Here is a 21,839-nt window from a genome sequence, read left to right as displayed (position 1 = left end):
CTTAAAATAGGTTATGGGCAGCTCCGTTTTATTGATGAGTTTTTTCTCCAAATGGATCGAAAGCTCTGTACCAAAGCCAGAGATCGTTAATGACAGAAGCGAGATCCGCTATTGCTGCATTGTACAGGCACGCTGCTTCAAAATTCTCCTCGTGGTCCATTCTTCTTTGCTTTGCGCGTATCACATCCTCGAGCTCCGCAATCCGATCCGGAATTTTGCTCCTTTCCTTTTCCCATTGTGCCATTGCAGCGGAATGATCCTTTATTGATGGGACAGCGGAAGGAACGCTGATGCCAAGACGGTGATCAAAAATAAAATCTGGTGTCAAGCTGAAATCCCTCCCTTTGTATGAGCATACATTTTTTTATATAAAAATTCATTAAAAGATTGCATTTAAGGGTTGAAAAAGGTTCGAATCCTTGTTAAAGTCTTCTCTAAGATGTATTTTTATGAATTTAAAAGTATTTTTATACAAAGATATAGAGAGAGGGAGATTGAAATGAAACAAAAAGTAGTTTTAGCTTATTCCGGGGGTTTGGATACTTCCGTTGCGATAAAATGGCTCCAGGAGCGCGGCTATGATGTGATTGCCTGCTGCCTCGACGTAGGAGAAGGAAAAGACCTTGCATTCATTCAGAGCAAAGCGTTACAGGTCGGGGCTTCCGAATCTTATGTGATTGATGCAAAAAACGAATTCGCAGAAGAATATGCCCTGCTCGCTCTGCAGGCTCATGCCCTCTATGAGGAAAAGTATCCGCTCGTATCAGCCCTTTCACGCCCTCTCATTGCCAAAAAGCTAGTGGAAGTGGCTGAAAAAGAAGGAGCGTCTGCTGTCGCCCATGGCTGTACAGGAAAAGGGAATGACCAAGTGCGTTTTGAAGTTTCCATCAAGGCGTTAAATCCGGATTTAGAAGTGATTGCGCCTGTTCGTGAGTGGAGCTGGTCGCGCGAAGAGGAAATTGAATATGCGGTAAAACACAATATTCCAATTCCAATTAAATTAGACAGCCCATTTTCCATTGACCAGAATCTGTGGGGACGCAGCAATGAATGCGGCGTTCTCGAGGATCCCTGGGCAGCGCCGCCGGAAGAGGCCTATGATTTGACAGCACCGCTGGAAAAAACGCCTGATGTTCCGGATGTGATTGAACTGAGCTTTGAAAAGGGAGTGCCAACGGCCATTAACGGAGTGGCTTATCCGGTTTCCGAGATCATATTGAACTTAAATGAATTAGCAGGCAAACATGGAATCGGGAGAATTGATCACGTAGAAAATCGTTTAGTCGGTATAAAGTCCAGAGAAATTTATGAATGTCCGGGGGCTGTGACCCTCCTTAAAGCCCATAAAGAACTGGAAGATTTAACACTTGTGAAAGATGTGGCCCATTTTAAACCGGTCATTGGCCAAAAGCTGACAGAATTGATTTACAACGGACTATGGTTTTCACCGCTTAAACAGGCACTCGGGGCTTTTCTGAAAGAAACCCAGAAGCATGTCACAGGAGTGGTTCGTGTAAAACTGTTTAAAGGCCATTCAATTGTCGAAGGGCGAAAATCGGAATTCTCCCTATACGATGAAAAGCTTGCTACGTATACAGCTGACGATGCTTTTGATCATCAGGCTGCCGTAGGATTCATCTCCCTTTACGGATTGCCTACTAAGGTCAGCAGTATGGTTCAAAATAAAAAGAAGGTGAAAGCATGACCAAACTGTGGGGAGGCAGATTCCAAAAAACCCCTGAAGAGTGGGTGGACGAATTCGGTGCTTCTATAGAGTTTGATCAGCAGCTGGCTGAAGAGGATATTAAAGGCTCTCTCGCTCACGTTCAAATGCTTGGCAGAACAGGCATACTGAATCAAAATGAAACAGAGCTTATCAAAAAAGGGCTTCATACTTTACAGAAAAAAATAAAAAATGGAGAACTTTCTTTTTCGGCGAAATACGAAGACATCCATTTGAACCTTGAAAAACACCTGATCGATGAAATCGGCCCGGCAGGAGGCAAGCTTCATACAGGAAGAAGCCGAAATGACCAGGTTGCAACAGATATGCATCTTTATCTGAATGACCATGTTCAGAAAATAATCAAAGAAATTGAGGCTCTTCAGCATGTTCTCGTATCCAAAGCAGAAGAACATGTGTATACCGTTCTTCCGGGCTATACTCACTTGCAAAGAGCCCAGCCAATCTCTTTTGCTCACCATCTGCTTGCTTATTACTGGATGCTTGAAAGAGATAAAGAACGATTTGAGGATTCCCTCAAAAGAATTCGGCTATCCCCCCTTGGCGCCGGTGCGCTGGCAGGTACGACTTTCCCAATAGACCGTGCCTATACAGCGGAAATTCTCGGGTTTGAGGGGATTTATGAAAACAGTCTGGATGCCGTCAGTGATCGTGATTTTATCCTTGAGTTCTTAAACGGCAGTTCCATGATGATGATGCATCTCTCCAGATTTTGCGAGGAAATTATTCTTTGGTGTTCGCAGGAGTTTCAATTTGTTGAGCTTGATGACACTTATGCAACGGGAAGCTCAATGATGCCTCAGAAGAAAAATCCGGATATGGCGGAGCTGATCAGAGGAAAAACCGGACGTGTATATGGGAACCTTTTTTCCCTTTTAACCGTTATGAAAGGCCTGCCGCTTGCCTACAATAAGGACCTTCAGGAAGACAAAGAGGGGATGTTTGATACGGTTAAAACCGTTGAAGGCAGTCTGAAAATCTTTGCTGGAATGATTGATACGATGACGGTAAAAAAAGAAAACATGGGCATGGCTGTTCAAAAGGATTTCTCTAATGCAACAGAACTTGCCGACTACCTTGCCAAAAAGGGCCTGCCGTTCCGTGAAGCGCATGAAGTAACCGGTAAACTGGTGTTTCAGTGCATACAAAAAGGCTGTTATTTAAAAGATTTGTCTATGGAAGAATACAGGGAAGCATCAGAGTTGTTCAGTGAAGATCTCTATTCAGCCATAGATCCTTACGAGGCAGTTTCAAAGCGGATGAGCGAGGGCGGCACCGGTTTTGAAATGGTGAAAGACGCCATTCAAAAAGCCTGTGCGAAACTACGGAAGGAAAATGTTACCTTGTAAACGAATCTCAATTGAAGCAAACACTAGGGCAGGAACCTATTTTCTATAAGGAGGACTGTCTCATGAAAAAGCAAGAACCGGGTCATGCATCCATGCAGTACGATTCTGCAGCCGATCAGGAAACCTCTCAGCAAATTAAAAATGCTTATGAGAGCGGAGTGGTAGAGCAGAATTTTGATGAGAATTTCACAGCAGATCAGGCAAAAAAAACGGACGAATTGTAAATAGTAAGAGAGGCTGGGACAAAACTAAAATTGTTTTCCTTTAGCCGAATATTTCTTTTGAAAAAAGCATGAAAAACAATAAAACCGAACGATTACGAACCTCTATACCAGAGGTTCAAATAATCGTTCGGTTTTTTTATTCGCTCAATTAAAGCATGCTGTTGATTTTTTAAACCCTGTTGATTGAAGCGGAAGGCGAGCGCCTGCAGCGGAACTGCCAAGTTTAACAGAGCTTTTTTATTAGCTGGAAACCTTTTGTCCCAGCCTCTTTTTGCGGAATTTTGTTATGGCTGTGTAAAGCAGGAAGGTGCAGATAAAACTAATGAATCCGGGAGCGGCTCCTGATGGAATGACCCAGTATAACAGAATGCCTGATGCCATGGATAGAACCGCATCACGGTTTACTTGCCTCATCGACAGCAGATCCATCTCGGAAATTCTTCTTCTTTTGACAATCAGGAAATCAGAAGTGATGACGGCAGACAATGGGATGGAAAGGCTCCCAAGCATCGTAATCCAAACTTTTGCTTCGGTTACAATGGAAGGGATTGTACTAAGAATAATGCCCGCTGACCCAAACAAAACCGCACTTTTTATTCTTCCCAGAGCAGGGAAAATGTTTAACAAACTGAAGCTTCCGGTATAGGCATTGCTTAAATTAATGGAAATCAGCGATAAAACAGAAGCAGCCAGAATAATCGAAAATAGGGCAGTCGATCCTGTAAGTTTTGATGCAGATAAAAATGGATTTACTTCAGAGAAGTGAACAGCGCTGAAAATGCCTAAAAAGGCCGTAATTGAAAATCCTATAAAATTCCCTGCAAACATTCCCCAAAATCCATGATTTGGAGACTTCGCATATCGTGTCATATCAGCTGAAGCACTTACACCGGCTACATACTGGACAAATACAAGACTGGCAAACAGAAGCATAGTCCAAACGTGTCCTTCACTTGCTCCGCCTGCTTGAGTACTTACAGATGCAGGTGCGGACGTATTTGTAGTAAAGTATAAATATAAAATAATTCCTTCTCCCGCGAGCAAGACGGGAAGGAAATAAGCAGTGGCTTTTTTCACTGCGTGAAAACCGATAACCGTGATTCCGATCATGACCGCTCCAAGCCCGGCTGCCAGTATAGAAAAGGGTACATGCTGCACTCCAAATCTTTTTAGACTTTCAATAATCATCCATGTTCCGCCAATGGTTTGTACAGAAAACCAATATACAGAAATAAGCGAGCGGACAGGGGAGGCAGCATACTGGCTGAGACGGCTCCCTAAAATCGTGCGAAGAGCATATTGGGCAGGCAATCCGTTTAGAGAACCGGGCAGTGATAAAAAGGATACAAGCAGAAAGGCAAAGAAGGCACCGGCGAGACAGCTGAGCAGCGCTTCCGAAAAACGCAGGCCGCCTTCCATAACGGCAAGGGCCGGCAGCAAAACATTTCCGGCATTAAAAGAAAACGTAAATTGAATAATGAAATATTCCACCCATCCAGTTTTTCTTAATTCTGCCGGAACCGCTTCGAGTCCGAATCTTTCAAGACGCTGCAGCGGCTTCTTTTCAATGGGAATCATATTTTTTACCTGCTTCCTGATAAATTATCGACAGTCTTTATTATTACAGCAATACCAGAACTATACAATACGAATCAATGTTTGAAAGGGGCATAGACGATGAAGCATGCCATCATTACTGCCGGAACAAAGGGACTCGGCAAAAAAGTGACCGAAGCGTTTTTGCAAAAAGGATATGCGGTTACCGCCACTTACAGAAGCGATTTGGAAGCGGCAGAAGCTTTTAAAAAAGAGTTTGCGCATCTTTCCGGACGGCTGCTTCTTCTTCAAGGAGACGTAACGAAAAAAAGCGATATGGAAATGATTGTGGATACTTCACTTAAAACGTTTGGGAGACTGGATTGTCTTATCAATAATGCCGGACCCTATATTTTTGAAAAGAAGAAACTAGCGGACTACTCGGATGAGGAATGGTACAGCATGATTGAAGGAAACTTGAGCGCCGTATTTCACTTGTTCAGGAAAGCTGTTCCCATTATGAGAAAACAGCAGTTTGGCCGTATTATCACTTATGGGTTTCAGGATGCGGGCAGTACACCCGGCTGGCTTTACCGGTCTGCATTCAGCGCTTCAAAGGCAGGACTTGCTTCCCTGACAAAATCGATTGCTTATGAAGAAGCGGAAAATGGGATTACCGCCAACATGGTTTGCCCGGGAAATATTGTCGGCGCCATGAAAGAATCAAGCATCGAGAACGCCCGCAGCAAGCACGGTTCCCATACACCAATCGGACGCTCTGGAACCGGGGAGGACATTGCACGCATCATCACTTTTTTATGTGAGGAGCAATCTGATTTTATTACCGGGGCCATCATCGACGCAAATGGCGGAGAAGATGTTCTGGGCAGGAAATCTGGAAACTAAAAGAGGCTGGGACGTAAGTATTTCAGATAATGAAAAACCCGGACGATCAGGTGGATGTAAGTAATTCATTCCCCTAATTGTTCGGGTTTTTATTTGGTTTATGAAGAGTTTATTCTTCCTGAGAATCGTATACTTTAGTGGAATGGAGCGGAAGCCACTCCACTCCTGCGGGAAGTAGAGGACGCTTAAGACCCCGCAGGCGCAGCCGAGGAGGCTTAAGCCTTCCTCAGAGTGGCTGCAGCGCAATGGAGCGAACTTGTTTCTTCAGCACCACTCATTCGTAAGAAACAAAGTTTAGGATAAATCACTTAGACATTGTTCGTCTTTGAGAATAGTTGTTTCAGTTATGTCCCAGCCTCTTGTTGGCTATGTTAAAGCATAAAGTTGATTTTTAACACCTGTTGAATTGCAGCGGAAAGCGAACGCCTGCAGCGGAAATCAACAGCCAAGTTTAACAGAGCTTATTTATTAAATCTATTATAATCGGATGCTGATTTTCAGGGAGGTATTGGCCTGCGCTGAGTGATGATGCGCTATGAACCTGCCTGACTTTTCCTAAGGAGGAGTCGCCCGCGCCAGGCTCCAACCAGCAGGTTCTAAAACATTTCCCTAGTCGTCTTGAGCCTTTTTTTGTAAGCAGCTTTTCCAATAGCAGCCAGGAATCATAAGATAAAGTATAGTACCTGCAGTACCGGGCCGTGAAGAAGTGAGAGATGAGTAAAAGCGGAAAGAATGCTGATGGGGGTTTTTGATCTCAGTCAACACCTAAAAAAGAGCAATGCGAGACATTCAAGCCGACAAAAAGAGGGGACAAAAATGAAAATCGGGATCCCGAAGGAAATTAAAAACAATGAAAACAGGGTCGCAATGACTCCTGCAGATGTTTATGGCTTTGTGAAAGCCGGGCATCAGGTCATAGTAGAAGCGGCTGCAGGAGAGGGAGCAGGCTTTTCAGACCGGCAATATGAGGAGGCGGGAGGCATCATTGTAAGCAGTCCCGCGGAGACTTGGAAAGCGGAGATGGTTATGAAAGTGAAGGAACCGGTCCCCTCCGAATACCATTATTTCAGAGAAGGGCTCATTTTGTTTACCTTTCTTCATCTTGCAGCAGAACCGGAGTTAACAAAAGCACTGCTTAAAAGCAAGGTAACAGCGATTGCTTATGAAACCGTTCAGCTAAATAATGGAACTCTTCCGCTGCTTGCCCCGATGAGTGAGGTTGCCGGCCGCATGGCCGCACAGATTGGGGCGCAATATTTAGAAAGACATAGAGGGGGCAAAGGCATATTGCTTGGAGGAGTCCCGGGGGTTCACCGCGGAAAGGTTGCAATTATAGGCGGGGGAATGGCTGGAACCAATGCGGCAAAAATTGCCGCGGGTCTGGGAGCAGAGGTGCGGATATTAGATATAAATGCTGTGAGACTGAGGCAGATTGAGGATATATTTGGCGGGAGAGTCAGAACGTTAATGTCCAATCCGGGCCACATTTCAGAGTCAGTTGTATGGGCTGATTTAGTCATAGGCGCGGTGCTGATTCCGGGTGCCAAAGCTCCAAAATTAGTTGCGGAAGAAATGGTGAAAAGAATGGAAAAAGGTTCTGTAATTATAGATATAGCTATAGATCAGGGCGGGATCTTTGAAACGGCGGACCGTGTGACCACACATGAACATCCGGTTTATGAGAAATATGGAGTTCTGCACTATGCAGTAGCAAATATGCCGGGTGCCGTCCCGAGAACATCTGCACAGGCACTTGCCAATGTAACTTGTCCATACGCATTGAAGATTGCAAATAATGGGCTGATGAAGGCGCTAAAAGATGATCAAGCGCTTAAAAGTGGTCTTAATACATTCGGTGGATTTGTCACAATTCCAGCAGTAGCGGCTGAAGGGAATTTTCCATACAAGAAAGCAGATGAATGTCTATTGTAAAAGCTCTGTTAAACTGGGCTGTTAATTTCCACTGCAGGGTTCGCTTATTCCTGGGCGGCCGGTGAGCCTGCCGCTCCATTCAAGTGTTCATAAAAATCAACACTATGCTTTAACATAGCCTTTGTAAAAAAGACGAAGATAGGCAACGGGGATGAACCTTCATCCTCTTTTTATGTTTACATAGCTTCAAAATGTGCTATATACAGGTGTATAGAGAGCCTTGCTTCCATTCAATATGATATAGTTTGGAAGAGAAAGACTATGACAGTGAGGTGCTTTAAATGGAAATTACGTTTCATGGACATTCGGTTTTGGAAATTCAGGCAAATGGAAAAACGATCTTTATCGATCCATTCATCACAGGAAATGGACAATGCGAGCTAAAAGCAGAAGACGTGAAGCTTGATGTGATTTTACTGACTCACGGGCATAGCGATCACGTAGGAGATACGATTCAGCTGGCGAAAGATAATGATGCGCTTGTTGTAGCCCCGTTTGAACTGGCTAATTATTTGGGAACGAAGGGATTAAATGTTCATCCGATGCATATCGGAGGATCCCATGAGTTTGATTTCGGAACGGTAAAACTAACTCAGGCTTTCCATGGCTCAAGCTATGAGGAAGAAGACGGTACGATTGTGTATACCGGAATGCCGGCTGGTATTCTATTCACAGCAGATAATAGAACCATTTATGCTGCAGGGGATACAGCATTGTTTGGCGACATGAAAATGTATGGTGAGCGCCATCACATCGACGCAGCTTTCCTTCCGATTGGTGATAACTTCACAATGGGGCCTGAAGATGCGGCCGCAGCAGCAGAATGGCTGAAAGCAAAAAAGGTTGTTCCAGTCCATTACAATACCTTTCCTCTAATTGAGCAGGATCCTGAAAAATTTGTTTCTCTGCTCCCGGATGGAGTAGGACAGATCCTGCGCACAGGAGAAAAATTAACTCTATAGAAGAAGTCCAATAAAAGAATTCCCGAATCATGGGAATTCTTTTTTGCATGGTGCATGATAACGGCAATGGAACATGTACAGGCAGTTATAAGAGACATGCCGGGATAGCAAACCGTCTGCTTAAGCCTGCTATCTATTGTAAAATCTAACAATTGGATAACCTTCGTTGAAACTGCGGCCATGGCAGGCTTATAATAAATATTGGAAATATGAGCAGACAAAGGGTGAAAAGCTTGGCGACAAAGCATGAGCAAATAATAAAATATATTGATTCGCTTGGAGTCGGTGAAAAAATTTCGGTCCGGCAAATTGCAAAGGAAATGAATGTAAGCGAAGGAACCGCCTACCGTGCAATCAAAGAAGCGGAGAATAAAGGATTTGTAAGCACGATTGAAAGAGTGGGAACCATCCGGATTGAACGGAAGAAAAAAGAAAATATTGAGAAACTCACATTTGCGGAAGTAGTGAATGTTGTAGAAGGACAAGTTCTTGGAGGGCGCTCCGGTCTTCATAAGACGCTCAATAAATTCGTCATCGGCGCAATGAAACTAGAAGCGATGATGAGGTACACGGGAGCAGGCAATCTTTTAATTGTGGGTAACCGGACAAATGCCCATCAGCTTGCTTTGGAGGCGGGTGCGGCTGTACTGGTTACAGGCGGATTTGATACAGACGACCATGTGAAGAAGCTGGCGGATAAGATGGAGCTTCCGGTAATCTCGACAAGCTACGATACCTTTACAGTGGCCACAATGATCAACCGGGCCATTTATGATCAGCTGATTAAAAAAGAAATCGTGCTTGTGGAGGATATTTTAACACCGGCCGGAGAAACCATTTGTCTGCACGGGACAGATAAAGTGGAGAAGTGGTATGAATATAACCAGAATACCGGTCACGGGAGGTTCCCTGTCATTGACCGGAACAAGAAAGTAATGGGTATGGTCACTTCGAAAGATATCATGGGGCATGAAAAGGGAAGTGCAGTTGAAAAAGTGATGACCCGCAATCCTGTTACAGTAAATGGCAAAACCTCGGTCGCATCTGCAGCCCAAATGATGGTTTGGGAGGGGATTGAGGTTCTGCCGGTAACGGACAGCCAAAATAGACTGGAGGGCATGATTTCGAGGCAGGATGTATTAAAAGCCCTGCAGGTCATTCAGAGACAGCCTCAAATCGGCGAAAAGCTTGATGATATTGTGACGAACCAGTTTGTAGATTCTGATGAGTCCAAAAATGCCCACGTATACAAATGCAGTGTTACCCCTCAGATGACCAACCATCTGGGAACAATCTCTTATGGAGTTTTTACGACGCTCGTAACGGAAGCGGCGAACAGGCTTCTCCGTTCTCAGAAAAAAGGGGATCTGGTTGTCGAGAACCTTTCCATCTATTTTATGAAGCCTGTACAAATGGAGACATTGATTGAGATCCATCCCCGTATTCTTGAGGTTGGAAGAAAATTCGGAAAGATGGATGTGGATGTTTTCAATGAGGGCGTGATTGTCGGGAAAGCGATGATGATGGTGCAAATTATGGAGCGCAGCTGACAAAAAAGGGTTCTGGTCAGCAGGCAGAACCCTTTTTACATAGAAAGATTTTTGTGTTCTTTTTCGGCGAGAGGCTTGTAATGCCGGAAAGCTCTTTGACCGGCCCACAGACTTCCCAGGCCGATCAGAATGAAAATAATTCCGATGGTCACCGATAGCGCGGAAGGATAAAGGAAAAACTGATTCAATCCAAACAGAAAAACAAATATTCCAAGGGCCATACTTGATTTCCCTGACAGAAAGGCGCGCTCCATCGGTTTCCTGGAACGGTAGTACTTAAGTTTGTAAAAGAAATAGAAAGCAAATGAAATCACGATAAAACATGCGATAATGGGCAATGGTTTCAGCTCCCAACATGGTCAGTTCCTTCTAATCATATCTTTGTCTATCCGATATTTCCATCATTGTTTTGAAAACAGGAAAGCTTTCTTTAGTTTCCCGACCGGTTGTGTTTTAATAAATGGTATAAACAGACTAAAGGAGATAGCGATGAAAGAAAAAATTTTAGATGCGGTTAAAGAATACGAAACCATCATTATTCATAGACATGTCCGGCCGGATCCGGACGCACTCGGATCCCAATGCGGACTGGCGGAAATTTTAAAATCGTCTTTTCCTGAAAAAAAGATCCTTGTAACGGGAGAAACGGAGCCGTCTCTTGAATTTCTATACAAAATGGATTCTGTTGCAGACAAAGATTACGAGGGTGCCCTCGTTATTGTGTGTGATACAGCAAACCAGGAAAGAGTGAGCGATCAGCGCTATCAAAAAGGAAAGATGCTCATTAAAATTGACCATCATCCAAACGAGGACCAATATGGAGACCTTCTTTGGGTCGATACATCGGCAAGTTCAGTCAGTGAAATGATTTATGAATTCTTTCTTGCAGGCTCCAATAAGGGACTGAAAATGACCAAAAAGGGAGCAGAATTAATTTACGCAGGGATTGTAGGGGATACAGGACGGTTTTTATTTCCGAGTACAACGGACCGTACCTTTAAATACGCCAGTGATTTAATTGATTACGGCTTCTCTCTTCATAAACTCTATAGTGAATTATACAAAACCAAAATAAATGTGGCGAAGTTAAGCGGATATGTACTTCAGAATTTCGATGTTTCTCCGTCTGGAGCAGCCAGCGTCATTATCCGCAGGGATTTGCTTGAAAAATACGGAACAACGGCTTCAGAGGCATCTCAGCTTGTCAGTGTGCTTGGAGATATTGAAGGCATGGTCGCTTGGGTCTTTTTCGTAGAAGAAGAGGATCAGATCCGTGTGCGCTTGCGTTCCAAAGGCCCCGTTATTAATGAATTGGCAAAAAGATACCGGGGAGGCGGGCATCCCATGGCTGCCGGAGCCTCCATTCATAAGTGGGAGGAAGCGGAAAAAGTCGTTGCGGAATTGGAAGCGATTTGCAGGGAATATCAGAACCGGTAATCTATAACGGTGTCTTAGGCTGCCGCTTTATCTCCTGATCTTCGGATATCTCGGGGATAAACCAGGATCCGATTTCGGTTACGTCCTCGTACACCCGGAGTTTAAGCTTGCTGATTTCTTTTTTCAGCAGGCTTGCCATTTCCGGTGACTCTGCGTATGCAGAATATCCGCTTTTCATTCTTTCCACCTTTTCTTTCACAAACATTTTCTGGCTCAGCACCTCCACGTTCAACTCCTCCTTTATAGCTGCTTCTGTAAATCCATTGTATCCAAGGAAGAGGGAATTTGCGATAATAATGAATAAAAATTCAAAAAAATTCCTCAATTAACGAAAGAAACCTCGACTTCTATATAGATGGTTGTATAAATAGTCATTTCCTTTACTACAAGCCTATAATCTTTATCATCAATGGCATACACCTTGTTTTCAATCGCTTTTTTAATCACTTTCCTGCTTTCGAAGATGCTCTCAAGATCCCTTTCAATTAAATCGGATAAATCTTCTTTCGCCTCAATTTCAATTTTATGAACTGTCAGCGGACTCAGTTTAAACCGCTCGGCATTTGTCAATTTTACATTTAAATCCTGAACCACGAGTTTCTTCGATACCTCTTCGTTCAGCTCTCTCGAATCTTCCTGATAAATGCTGTTTTTGCGGGCAAGGTCATGAATGGCAGATTCCTGTTTCTCTATAATTTTCACCTGTTTTTCCTGAAGCACTCCATAAGTGAAAAGAAATACGAACCAGCTTGCCAGAGCCCCGGCCATCATTCCTGCAAAAAAACGCTGCCAGCCGGGCTTTTCATAATATGGGGGAATTCTCATGACAAATGTTCCTGTGTAAGCCAAGTAATCAGAATCCATCCGGTTTGAGCGCCGCCCATGGCCGAGACAATCAGCATCACCTGTTTAAAGATATCCCTTGTTTCCCCGTTAAAAAGCCCGCGTTCAAAGCTGTAAAAAGCATCAAACGTTCCGCCGATGGCTGCAACCAGGGCCCATATTTTAAGGCGGTTGGCGAATTCGACAATGGTCGTCATCGGCGGTTCCCCTGATAAATAGGCACCGATGCCTCCAATGATACTGCCTCCCAGAAGAACGCCGAGTGCAATGAAGTAGCTATCGATAAAAGCAGGTAAAAAAGCTTTTTCCATTCGTCCATCATCCCCCTGCTTCAATATATGGACAGACTGTTCAAAGTATGTTCAGGAGGCAAAGGGAAGAGGGGGAAATTTGTGAAGAGCGCACGCTTGTTCTATAATAATTATAATGAATGTCGTTAGGATGGGATTAAGATGCCGTTTGTACATCTTCAAATACAAAGTTCTTATAGTCTTCTGGATAGTTCTGTGAGGCTGGACCGGCTTGTCCGCAAAGCTTCTGAATTAAAGTTTAAATCTCTTGCCCTAACAGATCAGGGCGTAATGTATGGAGCCGTCGCTTTTTATAAACAGTGCAAAAGCAGCGGGATTAAACCGATATTCGGCTTGACTGCTGTTGTTTTCCCCCACAATGAAACCATTCCTCACGGGTATCCGCTCCTGCTTCTTGCTGAAACTTACACAGGCTATCAAAATCTGCTGAAAATCAGCAGTGCCCTTCAAACGAAGTCTTCAGATGGAATACCTGACCGATGGCTGAATGGTTATCGTGAAGGTCTGATTGCTATCTCCCCTGGAAAAGGCGGCTGGATTGAAACCCTTTTGGAGAACGGGGAAGAGGAGGAAGCAGAGCTGGCAGCCAGACACTATCTCGATTTGTTTGGAAGGGATTCTTTTTACCTCGGGATTCAGAGAACGGACCTTACAGATGAAGAAGGCGAGCTGAATAAAAGAATCGTAGAGACCGCTTCAAAAACTGGAGGAAGTCTTGCTGCGTTAAATGATGTGCATTACCTGGAAAAAGACGATTACCGTGCATATCAAACCCTTACGGCCATCCGGAAGGGGGAAAAGCTTGAGCAGGAATCATCCGGTTCATCGAAGGAAAGGTACTTCAAGTCGGCTCTGGAGATGGCAGAGCTTTTCAAGGATTATCCGGAGGCACTTGAGAACACGCTGCTGATTGCTGAACGGTGCAGCGTGGAGCTTGAACTCGGAAAAGCGAGACTTCCTTCTTTCCCGGCACCCGGAGGGGAGCAGGCTGATTTATATTTGGAAAGGCTATGTCTGGAAGGACTGAAAAAAAGATACTCCGATCCTGGAGAGAATGTATACCGGAGGCTCACGTTCGAGCTGGATGTGATTAAAAAAATGGGATTCAGCGATTACTTTTTAATCGTCTGGGATTTTATGAGATTTGCCCATGAACGTCATATTATGACAGGACCGGGGAGGGGCTCTGCCGCCGGTTCGCTTGTTGCATATGTCCTTGAAATAACCGATGTTGATCCAATTAAGCACAGACTGCTGTTTGAGAGGTTTTTAAATCCAGGCAGAATCAGTATGCCGGATATTGATATTGACTTTCCGGATACGAGAAGAGATGAAGTCATTGAATACGTGGCAGAAAAGTATGGAGCGAACCGGGTAGCTCAGATTATTACATTTGGAACACTTGCCGCCAGGGCATCCATTCGGGACACGGCAAGAGTAATGGGGATTTCCCCTAAAGAAGCGGACCAGCTTGCGAAAAAGGTGCCTTCTGGTCCGGGGATTACGCTTGAAAAGGCATTGAAGGAGTCTCCCGCTTTCCTGAAGGAAGTCCAAAATTCGCCTGTTGCCGCTCAAATAGTTGAAATTGCCGGTAAGATCGAAGGGCTTCCAAGGCACGTATCCACCCATGCGGCGGGTGTCGTTTTCAGCGAAGAACCGCTTACATCAGTGATCCCGCTCAGGGAGGGTCATCAGGACGTTTATTTAACTCAATATTCGATGGATCATCTAGAGGAACTTGGACTTCTTAAAATGGACTTTCTTGGACTCAGGAATCTATCCCTCATCGAATCTATTTTAAAGATGGTTATGGCACAGAAAGGGGCAGCCCCATCCTTCGAAGAGATTGGCTATGATGATCAAAAAACATTTCAGCTGCTTAGTGAAGGGGATACTACAGGCGTCTTTCAGCTGGAATCGGAAGGGATGCGCAGTGTGCTGAGAAGGCTGAAGCCGGAAAGCCTTGAGGATATTGCGGCGGTCAATGCTTTATACAGGCCGGGTCCAATGGAGAATATCCCGAATTATATAGAAAGAAAGCACGGAAAAGCACCCATAGGCTATCCCCACCCGGATCTGAAAGAAATTCTGGAGCCGACTTACGGAATCATTGTGTACCAGGAGCAGATTATGGAGATTGCATCTGTCATGGCAGGCTTCTCGCTGGGGGATGCCGATTTACTTAGAAGAGCCGTAGGAAAGAAAAAGAAAAGTGTTTTGGATGAAGAACGGGCTCATTTCGTAGAAGGGTGTAAAAATAAAGGATACAGCAGTGCTGCTGCAAATGAAGTATATGATTTGATTGTCCGTTTCGCTGATTACGGATTTAACCGCAGCCATGCTGTCGCCTATAGCATGATTGGGTTTCAGCTCGCTTATTTAAAAGCTCACTATCCCGCTATTTTTATGACCGCCCTTCTGACAAGTTCGATTGGAAACGATGATCGAATTGCCCAATATGTAAAGGAAGCGCGAAACAAAGGCCTTGTCATACTGCCGCCTTCTGTGAATCGGAGTGAAGTGCCGTTTAAGCTTGAAAATGGAGCCATCCGATATAGTCTTTCCTCTATTAAAAATGTGGGAATAGCGGCAGTCAAAGATATTTTCAGAGCAAGGAAACAAAAGCCTTTTAATGATTTGTTCGATTTCTGCATGAGGGTATCAGCGAAGACAGCTAACCGGAAAACACTTGAAGCCCTTGTTTTTGCCGGTGCTTTTGATGAATTTGAAATCGGGAGAGAATCGATTCTGGCCACACTTGATGTGGCACTTGAACATGCAGAATTGATGAGGCCGGAGATTTCGGATGGACAGATGGACTTAGGCTTTGAGGATGAATTTACTCTCAAGCCGAAATATATTATAGTAGAGCCTTTTTCCATTGCCGAGAAGCTCCAATTTGAGAAGGAAGCATTGGGGTTTTACTTTTCGGACCATCCAGTCAGCGCCTATAAAAACCTCCTTTCATCACTCCATGCTGTCAAGCTTGACCAGCTTGATAAAAAAGCCGGCACATATATGAAAATTGGTGTCTATGTATCAAAAGTCAGGTCAATCCGAACGAAAAAAGGAGATTTAATGGCATTTCTGACGATAAGTGATGAAACCGGTGATGTGGAGTGCGTTTGTTTTCCTGGGCAGTATGCTAAAATTTCCGAGTGGATTCAAGAAGGAAGTCTCTTGCTGGCAGAAGGAAAAGCAGAGCGGCGTGACGATACTATCCAATTCATCCTGCAAAAAGCGGAGCCCCTTCAAAAAGTGAAAAATAATGTGCCTGCGACACTATTTCTGAAAATTGAAAGCAGTGACCGCAATCCTGAGCGGATGTCACAGCTGAAAGCCATTTTAAATCGGAATAAAGGCCATTCACCTGTTTATCTGTACTACCCGGAAGATAAAAAAACGATACAATTACATGATTATAAAACGGCTTCCTCTTCAGAACAGTGCATACGGGAGCTGAAAGATCTGCTCGGTGCTGATCATGTCGTTCTGAAAAAATCCTAAAAGGTTAAATAAAAAATTTTTGTCTGCCTCCCTCCCGTATGTTATAGTTTTTATATTACATAGGTGGTCAGACCACTCGATAGGATTTTAATGAGGAGTGAGTGTATTGTCTTTACGTGAAGAAGCGCTGCATATGCACCGCGTTAACAAAGGGAAACTTGAATCAAAATCAAAAGTGCCGGTCAGAAATGCAAAGGACTTAAGTCTTGCCTATTCTCCTGGTGTTGCTGAGCCGTGCAAAGCCATCTATGATGATAAAAATAAGGTGTATGACTATACAATGAAAGGCAACATGGTAGCGGTTGTTTCAGACGGGACTGCGGTACTTGGCCTTGGGAACATCGGACCGGAGGCAGCTCTCCCAGTCATGGAAGGAAAAGCTGTTCTTTTTAAAAGCTTTGCCGGAGTGGATGCGTTCCCTATTTGTCTTAACACAACAGACATTGATCGAATCGTGGAGACCGTCAAGCTTCTCGAGCCGACTTTTGGGGGAGTGAACCTCGAGGATATCGCGGCTCCTAATTGTTTTGTCATAGAAGAAAGGCTGAAAAAGGAAACGAATATTCCAATATTCCATGATGATCAGCATGGTACAGCTATTGTGACAGCTGCCGGCCTTTTAAATGCACTGAAGCTTGCCGGGAAGAAAATGTCTTCCATTAAAGTCGTTGCAAACGGGGCAGGAGCTGCCGGAATTGCGATTATTAAACTATTATACCGCTATGGTGTGCGGGATATCATTATGTGTGATTCCAAAGGAGCCATCTATGAAGGCCGGACAGCCGGCATGAACGAAGTGAAGGATCAGGTCGCCAAATTCACGAATCGTGAAAAAGCAGCCGGTTCCCTTGCTGATGTAATGACGGATGCAGATGTCTTTATTGGTGTTTCAGTTGAAGGAGCTCTTTCAAAAGAAATGGTGCAGAGCATGAAAGAAAATCCAATTATTTTTGCAATGGCCAATCCGGTGCCGGAGATTATGCCGGAAGATGCGCGGGAAGCCGGGGCTATGGTCATCGGCACAGGGCGTTCGGATTTCCCGAATCAAGTCAACAACGTGCTGGCATTCCCTGGAATATTCAGGGGGGCTTTGGATGTAAGAGCTACTCATATCAATGAACAGATGAAAATGGCGGCAGTCGAAGCCATTGCCGGACTGATAAATGAAAATGAAATTCGTCCGGATTACGTGATTCCGGCACCTTTTGATCCTCGTGTTGCGCCTGCAGTGGCAGCAGCAGTAGCGAAGGCTGCGATGGAAACAGGAGTTGCCAGAATAAAAGTATCACCTGAAGAAGTAGCTGAAAAAACGAGACAGCTTGCGATTATCGGCGAAAATTGAGTACGGTGAATGGCATGCAAGGTCCAAAGTCAAGAGTCTATGAAGCGACACTTCAGCAGATCCGGCTGATTATAAAGAAGGACGGCCTGTTGCCGGGAGATAAAATTCCATCTGAAAGAGAGCTGGCCGACCGGTTGAACGTCGGCCGCTCTTCTGTCCGTGAGGCGTTGAGGGCGCTGGAGCTTCTTGGCATGATTGAGACAAGAAGAGGAGAAGGAACCTTTATTAAGGATTTTAAGGAAAATCATCTCGTAAATGTTCTCGGGCTTTTTGTTCTGGAAGATTCAAAGGCGGTTGAAGATATTCTGGAAATGAGCGAGTTAATTGAAAAACATGCTTTGTTAAAAATTCTTCAATCCTCTGACGAAAAGAAGCTTGTTCAGCTTGAACGGGATTTCAGAAAAGGAATTGATAGTCCTCAGGAGCTGATGGGCAAACTGATTCATATGGCGGGGAATCACCTGCTTTTCCGGACATGGTCGGTTCTTGCTGACTACCTGAAGGCAGGGAGCGATTTTCAGGAACCTCCCGTTCCGGTATACGAAGAGCTGATGTCAGGACTTGTCCTCAATAATAAAAGTCTGGTTCTTCAGGCATATGATCGCATCAGCAAGTACAAAATTATCTCCAGCTGACACCGTTTTACATATTATGCATATCATTTTCGATAAAGTAACTTATAAATACTTGATGCTCTTATAAAGAATTGGCTCTGTTCAAGCCTGATGCTGATTTTTAACACCAATTGATTGAAGTGAAAGGCGCGAGGCTCCGAGCTGGGAGCTGCGGAACAGGTGAGACACCGCAGGCGCAAAGCGGCGGGGAGTCTCACCGCCCGCCGAAGGAAAGAAAAGCGCCTGTAACGGGAATCAACAGCCAAGTTTCAGAGCTAAAGAATTAAAGAAAGACTCGTTAGGGAGGTACTCAGATTGCTTAAGGATCTTTTTTCAAAGAAAAAGAAATATGCTTCTATTCCTTCTGAACAGACAAGGCAGGATGTTCCTGAAGGTATTATGACAAAGTGTCCGAACTGTAAAAAAATTCTTTTGACTAAAGAATTAAATAAAAATCTTAAGGTATGCGTGAACTGTGAATACCACATTCAAATGAATGCGAAAGAAAGAATTAAAAGCCTGTTTGATGAACAGTCTTTTAAAGAATATGACGCGGATATGATTTCGGAGAATCCTCTCCATTTTCCTGACTATCAGGAAAAGCTGGAAAAAGACCGCAAAAAGACCTCTCAAAATGAAGCAGTTGTTACGGGAGAAGGTACAATTGACGGACTGCGTACGGTTGTAGCAGTAATGGATGCGAGCTTCAGGATGGGGAGCATGGGTTCAGTAGTAGGCGAAAAAATTACACGGGCTGTGGAGCAGGCGAAAGAGAAAAAATTGCCATTCATTATTTTTACAGCTTCCGGCGGTGCAAGAATGCAAGAGGGTGTATTAAGCCTTATGCAGATGGCTAAAACGAGCTCTGCCCTTAAGTTGTTCAGCAATGAAGGGGGACTTGCTATCTCTGTGATGACCCATCCCACTACTGGAGGAGTGTCTGCAAGCTTCGCTTCACTGGGTGATTATAATCTGGCGGAACCTGGTGCGCTTATTGGATTTGCTGGAAGAAGAATCATTGAGCAAACGATTCGTGAAGAGCTTCCTGAAGACTTTCAGACAGCAGAATTTTTACTGAAACACGGCCAGCTGGATTCCGTTGTTTCCCGTCTTCAGCTTAAAGAAACGCTCGCCAGAATTTTGGATCTTCATCAAGGAGGCAGGCAATAATGGTTGGAGAGCTTGAGTTCGAAAAACCCGTCTTGGAACTGAAAAAAAAGATAGCGGAACTGAAGGATTTTACGGCAACGGCTGATGTTGACCTCTCGGCAGAAATTGAGAGGCTTGAAAACCGTCTGGAGAAGCTGGAAAAAGATATCTATTCAAATATTAGCCCATGGGACAGGGTGCAGATCGCAAGGCATCCGAAAAGACCGACTACGATGGACTACGTCGAAATTCTTTTTACGGACTTCTTTGAATGCCACGGAGACCGCTATTTCGGTGATGATGAAGCGATAATTGGAGGAATTGCAAAATTTAAAGGGACTCCGGTAACTGTTATCGGCCATCAGCGGGGAAAGGATACGAAAGAGAATATCCGCCGAAACTTCGGATCTCCGCATCCTGAAGGCTATAGAAAAGCGCTCAGATTGATGAAGCAGGCCGATAAATTTGGACGTCCGATCATTACTTTTATTGATACGAAAGGTGCCTATCCGGGAAAAGCAGCCGAAGAACGTGGCCAAAGTGAAGCCATTGCGAAGAATTTGTTTGAAATGGCCGGCCTGTCGGTTCCGGTAATCTGTGTTGTTATCGGTGAAGGAGGGAGCGGAGGAGCCCTTGGTATTGGAGTGGGCAACCATTTGCTCATGCTTGAAAATTCAACATACTCCGTGATCTCTCCAGAAGGCGCAGCAGCCCTTCTCTGGAAGGACTCGAGTCAGGCCAAAAGGGCAGCGGAGTCCATGAAAATTACGGCACCGGACTTAAAAGAACTTGGTGTTGTAGACGAAATCATCAGCGAAGTAAAAGGCGGGGCTCACAGAGATGTAAACGAACAGGCTCTTTTTATCGAGCAGCAGCTTGTCAAATCGATGGCCGCATTATCTAAAATGGATAAAAACCGTCTCATCGAGCACCGCTACGAAAAGTATAAATCAATCGGCGAAGTTTCATTTGCGGAAGAAATGCTTGGTATGCATTAAGGAACATCTGTCTAAAAAGGTTCTTCTTCAGAGAAAATAATAAAATGGAAAACCCCCGGTAAGCATAACGGGGATTTTCTTTGTGAAAATGGTTTGCTTCAAAGCAGTGGGTCAGGCTGGGAAGGCGGATCCGGCTTAGGAAAGCGGGCAGGTGGAGACTCCCCGTCCCGAAGGCGTGAAAAAGTTTTACCTCCGTCCCAGGCAGCATGGAGTGGAAATCTGCAAGAACAGCCCGCCCGCATATGGGAAGGGATCTTTTGGACAGCCTCTTCTGCTTTCAGGAAAACTGTTAAAATAAGGTTTTGAAAATATCCAACAAAGTTTTTCTTTCTGGAAAAAAGTATTGTATAATGAATACGGTTAGCTGGACATGGAGAAATTTCGACAAAAGTCGATTAAGGTTTGTCCTTACAAATTCTACATGTTATCTTTAAAACACATACATATTACCTATTGGGGTGAGGAAATTGAAAAGAATCGGCGTTTTGACAAGCGGAGGAGATTCCCCAGGGATGAATGCAGCGGTACGCGCTGTTGTCCGTAAAGCGATCTACCATGACGTTGAGGTATTTGGCATCTATCATGGTTATTCCGGATTGATTGCCGGAAATATTGAGAAATTAGAACTTGGCTCTGTAGGAGATATCATCCACCGCGGAGGTACGAAGCTGTATACAGCCCGCTGTCCTGAATTTAAAACAGTTGAAGGACGGGAAAAAGGGATTGAACAGTTAAAAAAATATGGAATCGAAGGCCTTGTTGTTATAGGCGGAGACGGTTCTTATATGGGCGCAAAGAAACTTACTGAAATGGGTTTCCCATGTGTGGGTGTTCCCGGAACAATTGACAATGATATTCCTGGAACGGACTTGACCATTGGATTTGATACGGCCTTGAATACAGTAATCGATGCGATTGATAAAATCCGCGATACAGCCACATCCCATGAACGCACGTATGTTATTGAAGTAATGGGCCGGCATGCCGGGGATATCGCTCTATGGTCCGGTCTTGCAGGAGGAGCAGAAACCATTCTGATTCCAGAAGCGGACCATGATATGGATGATGTGGTTGCCCGATTGAAAAGGGGCCATGAGCGCGGCAAAAAGCACAGTATTATTATTGTGGCTGAAGGTGTTGGAAGCGGAGTGGAATTCGGCAAAAAGATTGAAGAAGCTACGCAATTTGAGACGAGGGTTTCCGTTCTTGGACATATTCAGCGCGGGGGCTCGCCTACTGCTGCAGACCGGGTGCTCGCAAGCCGTTTAGGTGCTTATGCTGTTGAGCTTTTGCTTGAAGGAAAAGGCGGACGATGTGTAGGAATCCAGAACAACAAACTTGTTGATCACGACATCATTGAAATCCTTGAAACGAAGCATACCGTTGATCCGAAATTGTATCAGCTTTCTCAGGAATTATCTATTTAATGCAGCCG

General features: G+C 44.5%; 20 protein-coding genes. 14 read left to right on the top strand and 6 right to left on the bottom strand.

All coding sequences use genetic code 11. The annotated features are described in order from the left end of the window. Positions 1-28: 28 nt before the first annotated feature. Positions 29-328 carry a hypothetical protein gene (locus CEF21_RS16945; RefSeq protein WP_123918404.1) on the bottom strand — a complete coding sequence of 100 codons (300 nt, stop codon included), beginning with the start codon at positions 326-328 and terminating at the stop codon, positions 29-31. A 171-nt stretch (positions 329-499) separates the two neighbouring features. On the opposite strand from CEF21_RS16945, the gene CEF21_RS16940 reads away from it, so the two are divergent. The 3 genes from CEF21_RS16940 to CEF21_RS21390 all read left to right on the top strand — a co-directional run bounded on the left by CEF21_RS16940 (position 500) and on the right by CEF21_RS21390 (position 3,317). Continuing rightward, positions 500-1,705, top strand: coding sequence for an argininosuccinate synthase (locus CEF21_RS16940; protein ID WP_481747602.1), 1,206 nt, complete (start codon positions 500-502; stop codon positions 1,703-1,705). Next, positions 1,702-3,093, top strand: coding sequence for an argininosuccinate lyase (gene argH, locus CEF21_RS16935; RefSeq protein ID WP_123918402.1), 1,392 nt, complete (start codon positions 1,702-1,704; stop codon positions 3,091-3,093). The genes CEF21_RS16940 and argH overlap by 4 nt, the downstream gene beginning before the upstream one ends. Before the next feature lie 62 nt (positions 3,094-3,155). Continuing rightward, a complete protein-coding gene (locus CEF21_RS21390) occupies positions 3,156-3,317 on the top strand; it encodes a hypothetical protein (protein ID WP_164462231.1) in 162 nt (53 codons plus the stop codon). A gap of 240 nt (positions 3,318-3,557) precedes the next feature. On the opposite strand, the gene CEF21_RS16930 is transcribed toward CEF21_RS21390, so the two are convergent. Continuing rightward, positions 3,558-4,895, bottom strand: a complete 1,338-nt coding sequence (locus CEF21_RS16930) for a purine-cytosine permease family protein (protein ID WP_123918400.1) — start codon at positions 4,893-4,895, stop codon at positions 3,558-3,560. A 99-nt stretch (positions 4,896-4,994) separates the two neighbouring features. Between CEF21_RS16930 and CEF21_RS16925 the strand changes: the two genes are divergently transcribed. The 4 genes from CEF21_RS16925 to CEF21_RS16910 all read left to right on the top strand — a co-directional run bounded on the left by CEF21_RS16925 (position 4,995) and on the right by CEF21_RS16910 (position 10,203). Continuing rightward, positions 4,995-5,759, top strand: a complete 765-nt coding sequence (locus CEF21_RS16925) for an SDR family oxidoreductase (protein WP_123918398.1) — start codon at positions 4,995-4,997, stop codon at positions 5,757-5,759. An 816-nt stretch (positions 5,760-6,575) separates the two neighbouring features. After that, positions 6,576-7,691 carry an alanine dehydrogenase gene (gene ald / locus CEF21_RS16920; RefSeq protein ID WP_123918396.1) on the top strand — a complete coding sequence of 372 codons (1,116 nt, stop codon included), beginning with the start codon at positions 6,576-6,578 and terminating at the stop codon, positions 7,689-7,691. Between the two features lie 281 nt (positions 7,692-7,972). After that, positions 7,973-8,653: a metal-dependent hydrolase gene (locus tag CEF21_RS16915; RefSeq protein WP_123918394.1), complete on the top strand. Its 681-nt coding sequence runs from the start codon at positions 7,973-7,975 to the stop codon at positions 8,651-8,653. Positions 8,654-8,886: 233 nt separating this feature from the next. Then, complete coding sequence (locus tag CEF21_RS16910; protein ID WP_123918392.1) at positions 8,887-10,203, top strand: CBS domain-containing protein; 1,317 nt, start codon at positions 8,887-8,889, stop codon at positions 10,201-10,203. A gap of 35 nt (positions 10,204-10,238) precedes the next feature. On the opposite strand, the gene CEF21_RS16905 is transcribed toward CEF21_RS16910, so the two are convergent. After that, positions 10,239-10,541 (bottom strand): YtpI family protein, encoded by a 303-nt coding sequence (locus tag CEF21_RS16905; protein ID WP_123918390.1) that lies wholly within the window; start codon positions 10,539-10,541, stop codon positions 10,239-10,241. A 151-nt stretch (positions 10,542-10,692) separates the two neighbouring features. Here CEF21_RS16905 and CEF21_RS16900 point away from each other — a divergent pair, with 151 nt between their 5' ends. Beyond that, positions 10,693-11,640, top strand: a complete 948-nt coding sequence (locus CEF21_RS16900; protein WP_123918388.1) for a DHH family phosphoesterase — start codon at positions 10,693-10,695, stop codon at positions 11,638-11,640. 1 nt (position 11,641) lies between these two features. Here the strand turns inward: CEF21_RS16900 and CEF21_RS16895 are convergent, their stop codons facing one another. The 3 genes from CEF21_RS16895 to ytrH form a co-directional block, all read right to left on the bottom strand. Beyond that, on the bottom strand, positions 11,642-11,866 hold the full coding sequence (locus CEF21_RS16895; RefSeq protein ID WP_164462230.1) for a YtzJ family protein: 225 nt from the start codon (positions 11,864-11,866) through the stop codon (positions 11,642-11,644). Positions 11,867-11,961: 95 nt separating this feature from the next. After that, positions 11,962-12,465, bottom strand: a complete 504-nt coding sequence (gene ytrI, locus CEF21_RS16890) for a sporulation membrane protein YtrI (RefSeq protein ID WP_123920339.1) — start codon at positions 12,463-12,465, stop codon at positions 11,962-11,964. Beyond that, positions 12,462-12,794: a sporulation membrane protein YtrH gene (gene ytrH, locus CEF21_RS16885; protein ID WP_123918386.1), complete on the bottom strand. Its 333-nt coding sequence runs from the start codon at positions 12,792-12,794 to the stop codon at positions 12,462-12,464. The genes ytrI and ytrH overlap by 4 nt, the downstream gene beginning before the upstream one ends. Positions 12,795-12,935: 141 nt before the next feature. On the opposite strand from ytrH, the gene dnaE reads away from it, so the two are divergent. From dnaE to pfkA, 6 genes are all read left to right on the top strand, one after another. Further along, positions 12,936-16,301, top strand: coding sequence for a DNA polymerase III subunit alpha (dnaE, locus tag CEF21_RS16880; protein WP_123918384.1), 3,366 nt, complete (start codon positions 12,936-12,938; stop codon positions 16,299-16,301). 106 nt (positions 16,302-16,407) lie between these two features. Next, entirely contained in the window at positions 16,408-17,643 is a 1,236-nt protein-coding gene (gene ystJ, locus CEF21_RS16875; protein ID WP_123918382.1) for an NADP-dependent malic enzyme, read from the top strand. A 14-nt stretch (positions 17,644-17,657) separates the two neighbouring features. Further along, positions 17,658-18,278, top strand: a complete 621-nt coding sequence (locus CEF21_RS16870) for a FadR/GntR family transcriptional regulator (protein ID WP_123918380.1) — start codon at positions 17,658-17,660, stop codon at positions 18,276-18,278. A 294-nt stretch (positions 18,279-18,572) separates the two neighbouring features. Next, a complete protein-coding gene (accD, locus tag CEF21_RS16865) occupies positions 18,573-19,427 on the top strand; it encodes an acetyl-CoA carboxylase, carboxyltransferase subunit beta (protein WP_123918378.1) in 855 nt (284 codons plus the stop codon). Further along, positions 19,427-20,404, top strand: coding sequence for an acetyl-CoA carboxylase carboxyl transferase subunit alpha (gene accA / locus CEF21_RS16860; RefSeq protein WP_123918376.1), 978 nt, complete (start codon positions 19,427-19,429; stop codon positions 20,402-20,404). The genes accD and accA overlap by 1 nt, the downstream gene beginning before the upstream one ends. 467 nt (positions 20,405-20,871) lie before the next feature. Then, complete coding sequence (gene pfkA, locus CEF21_RS16855) at positions 20,872-21,831, top strand: 6-phosphofructokinase (RefSeq protein ID WP_123918374.1); 960 nt, start codon at positions 20,872-20,874, stop codon at positions 21,829-21,831. Positions 21,832-21,839: the final 8 nt, after the last annotated feature.

The sequence above is a fragment of the Bacillus sp. FJAT-42376 genome, from assembly GCF_003816055.1.
Classification (GTDB): domain Bacteria; phylum Bacillota; class Bacilli; order Bacillales; family Bacillaceae; genus Metabacillus_B.
Note: the sequence above shows the minus strand (reverse complement) of the source record. Positions and strands in the feature narration are given on the sequence as shown.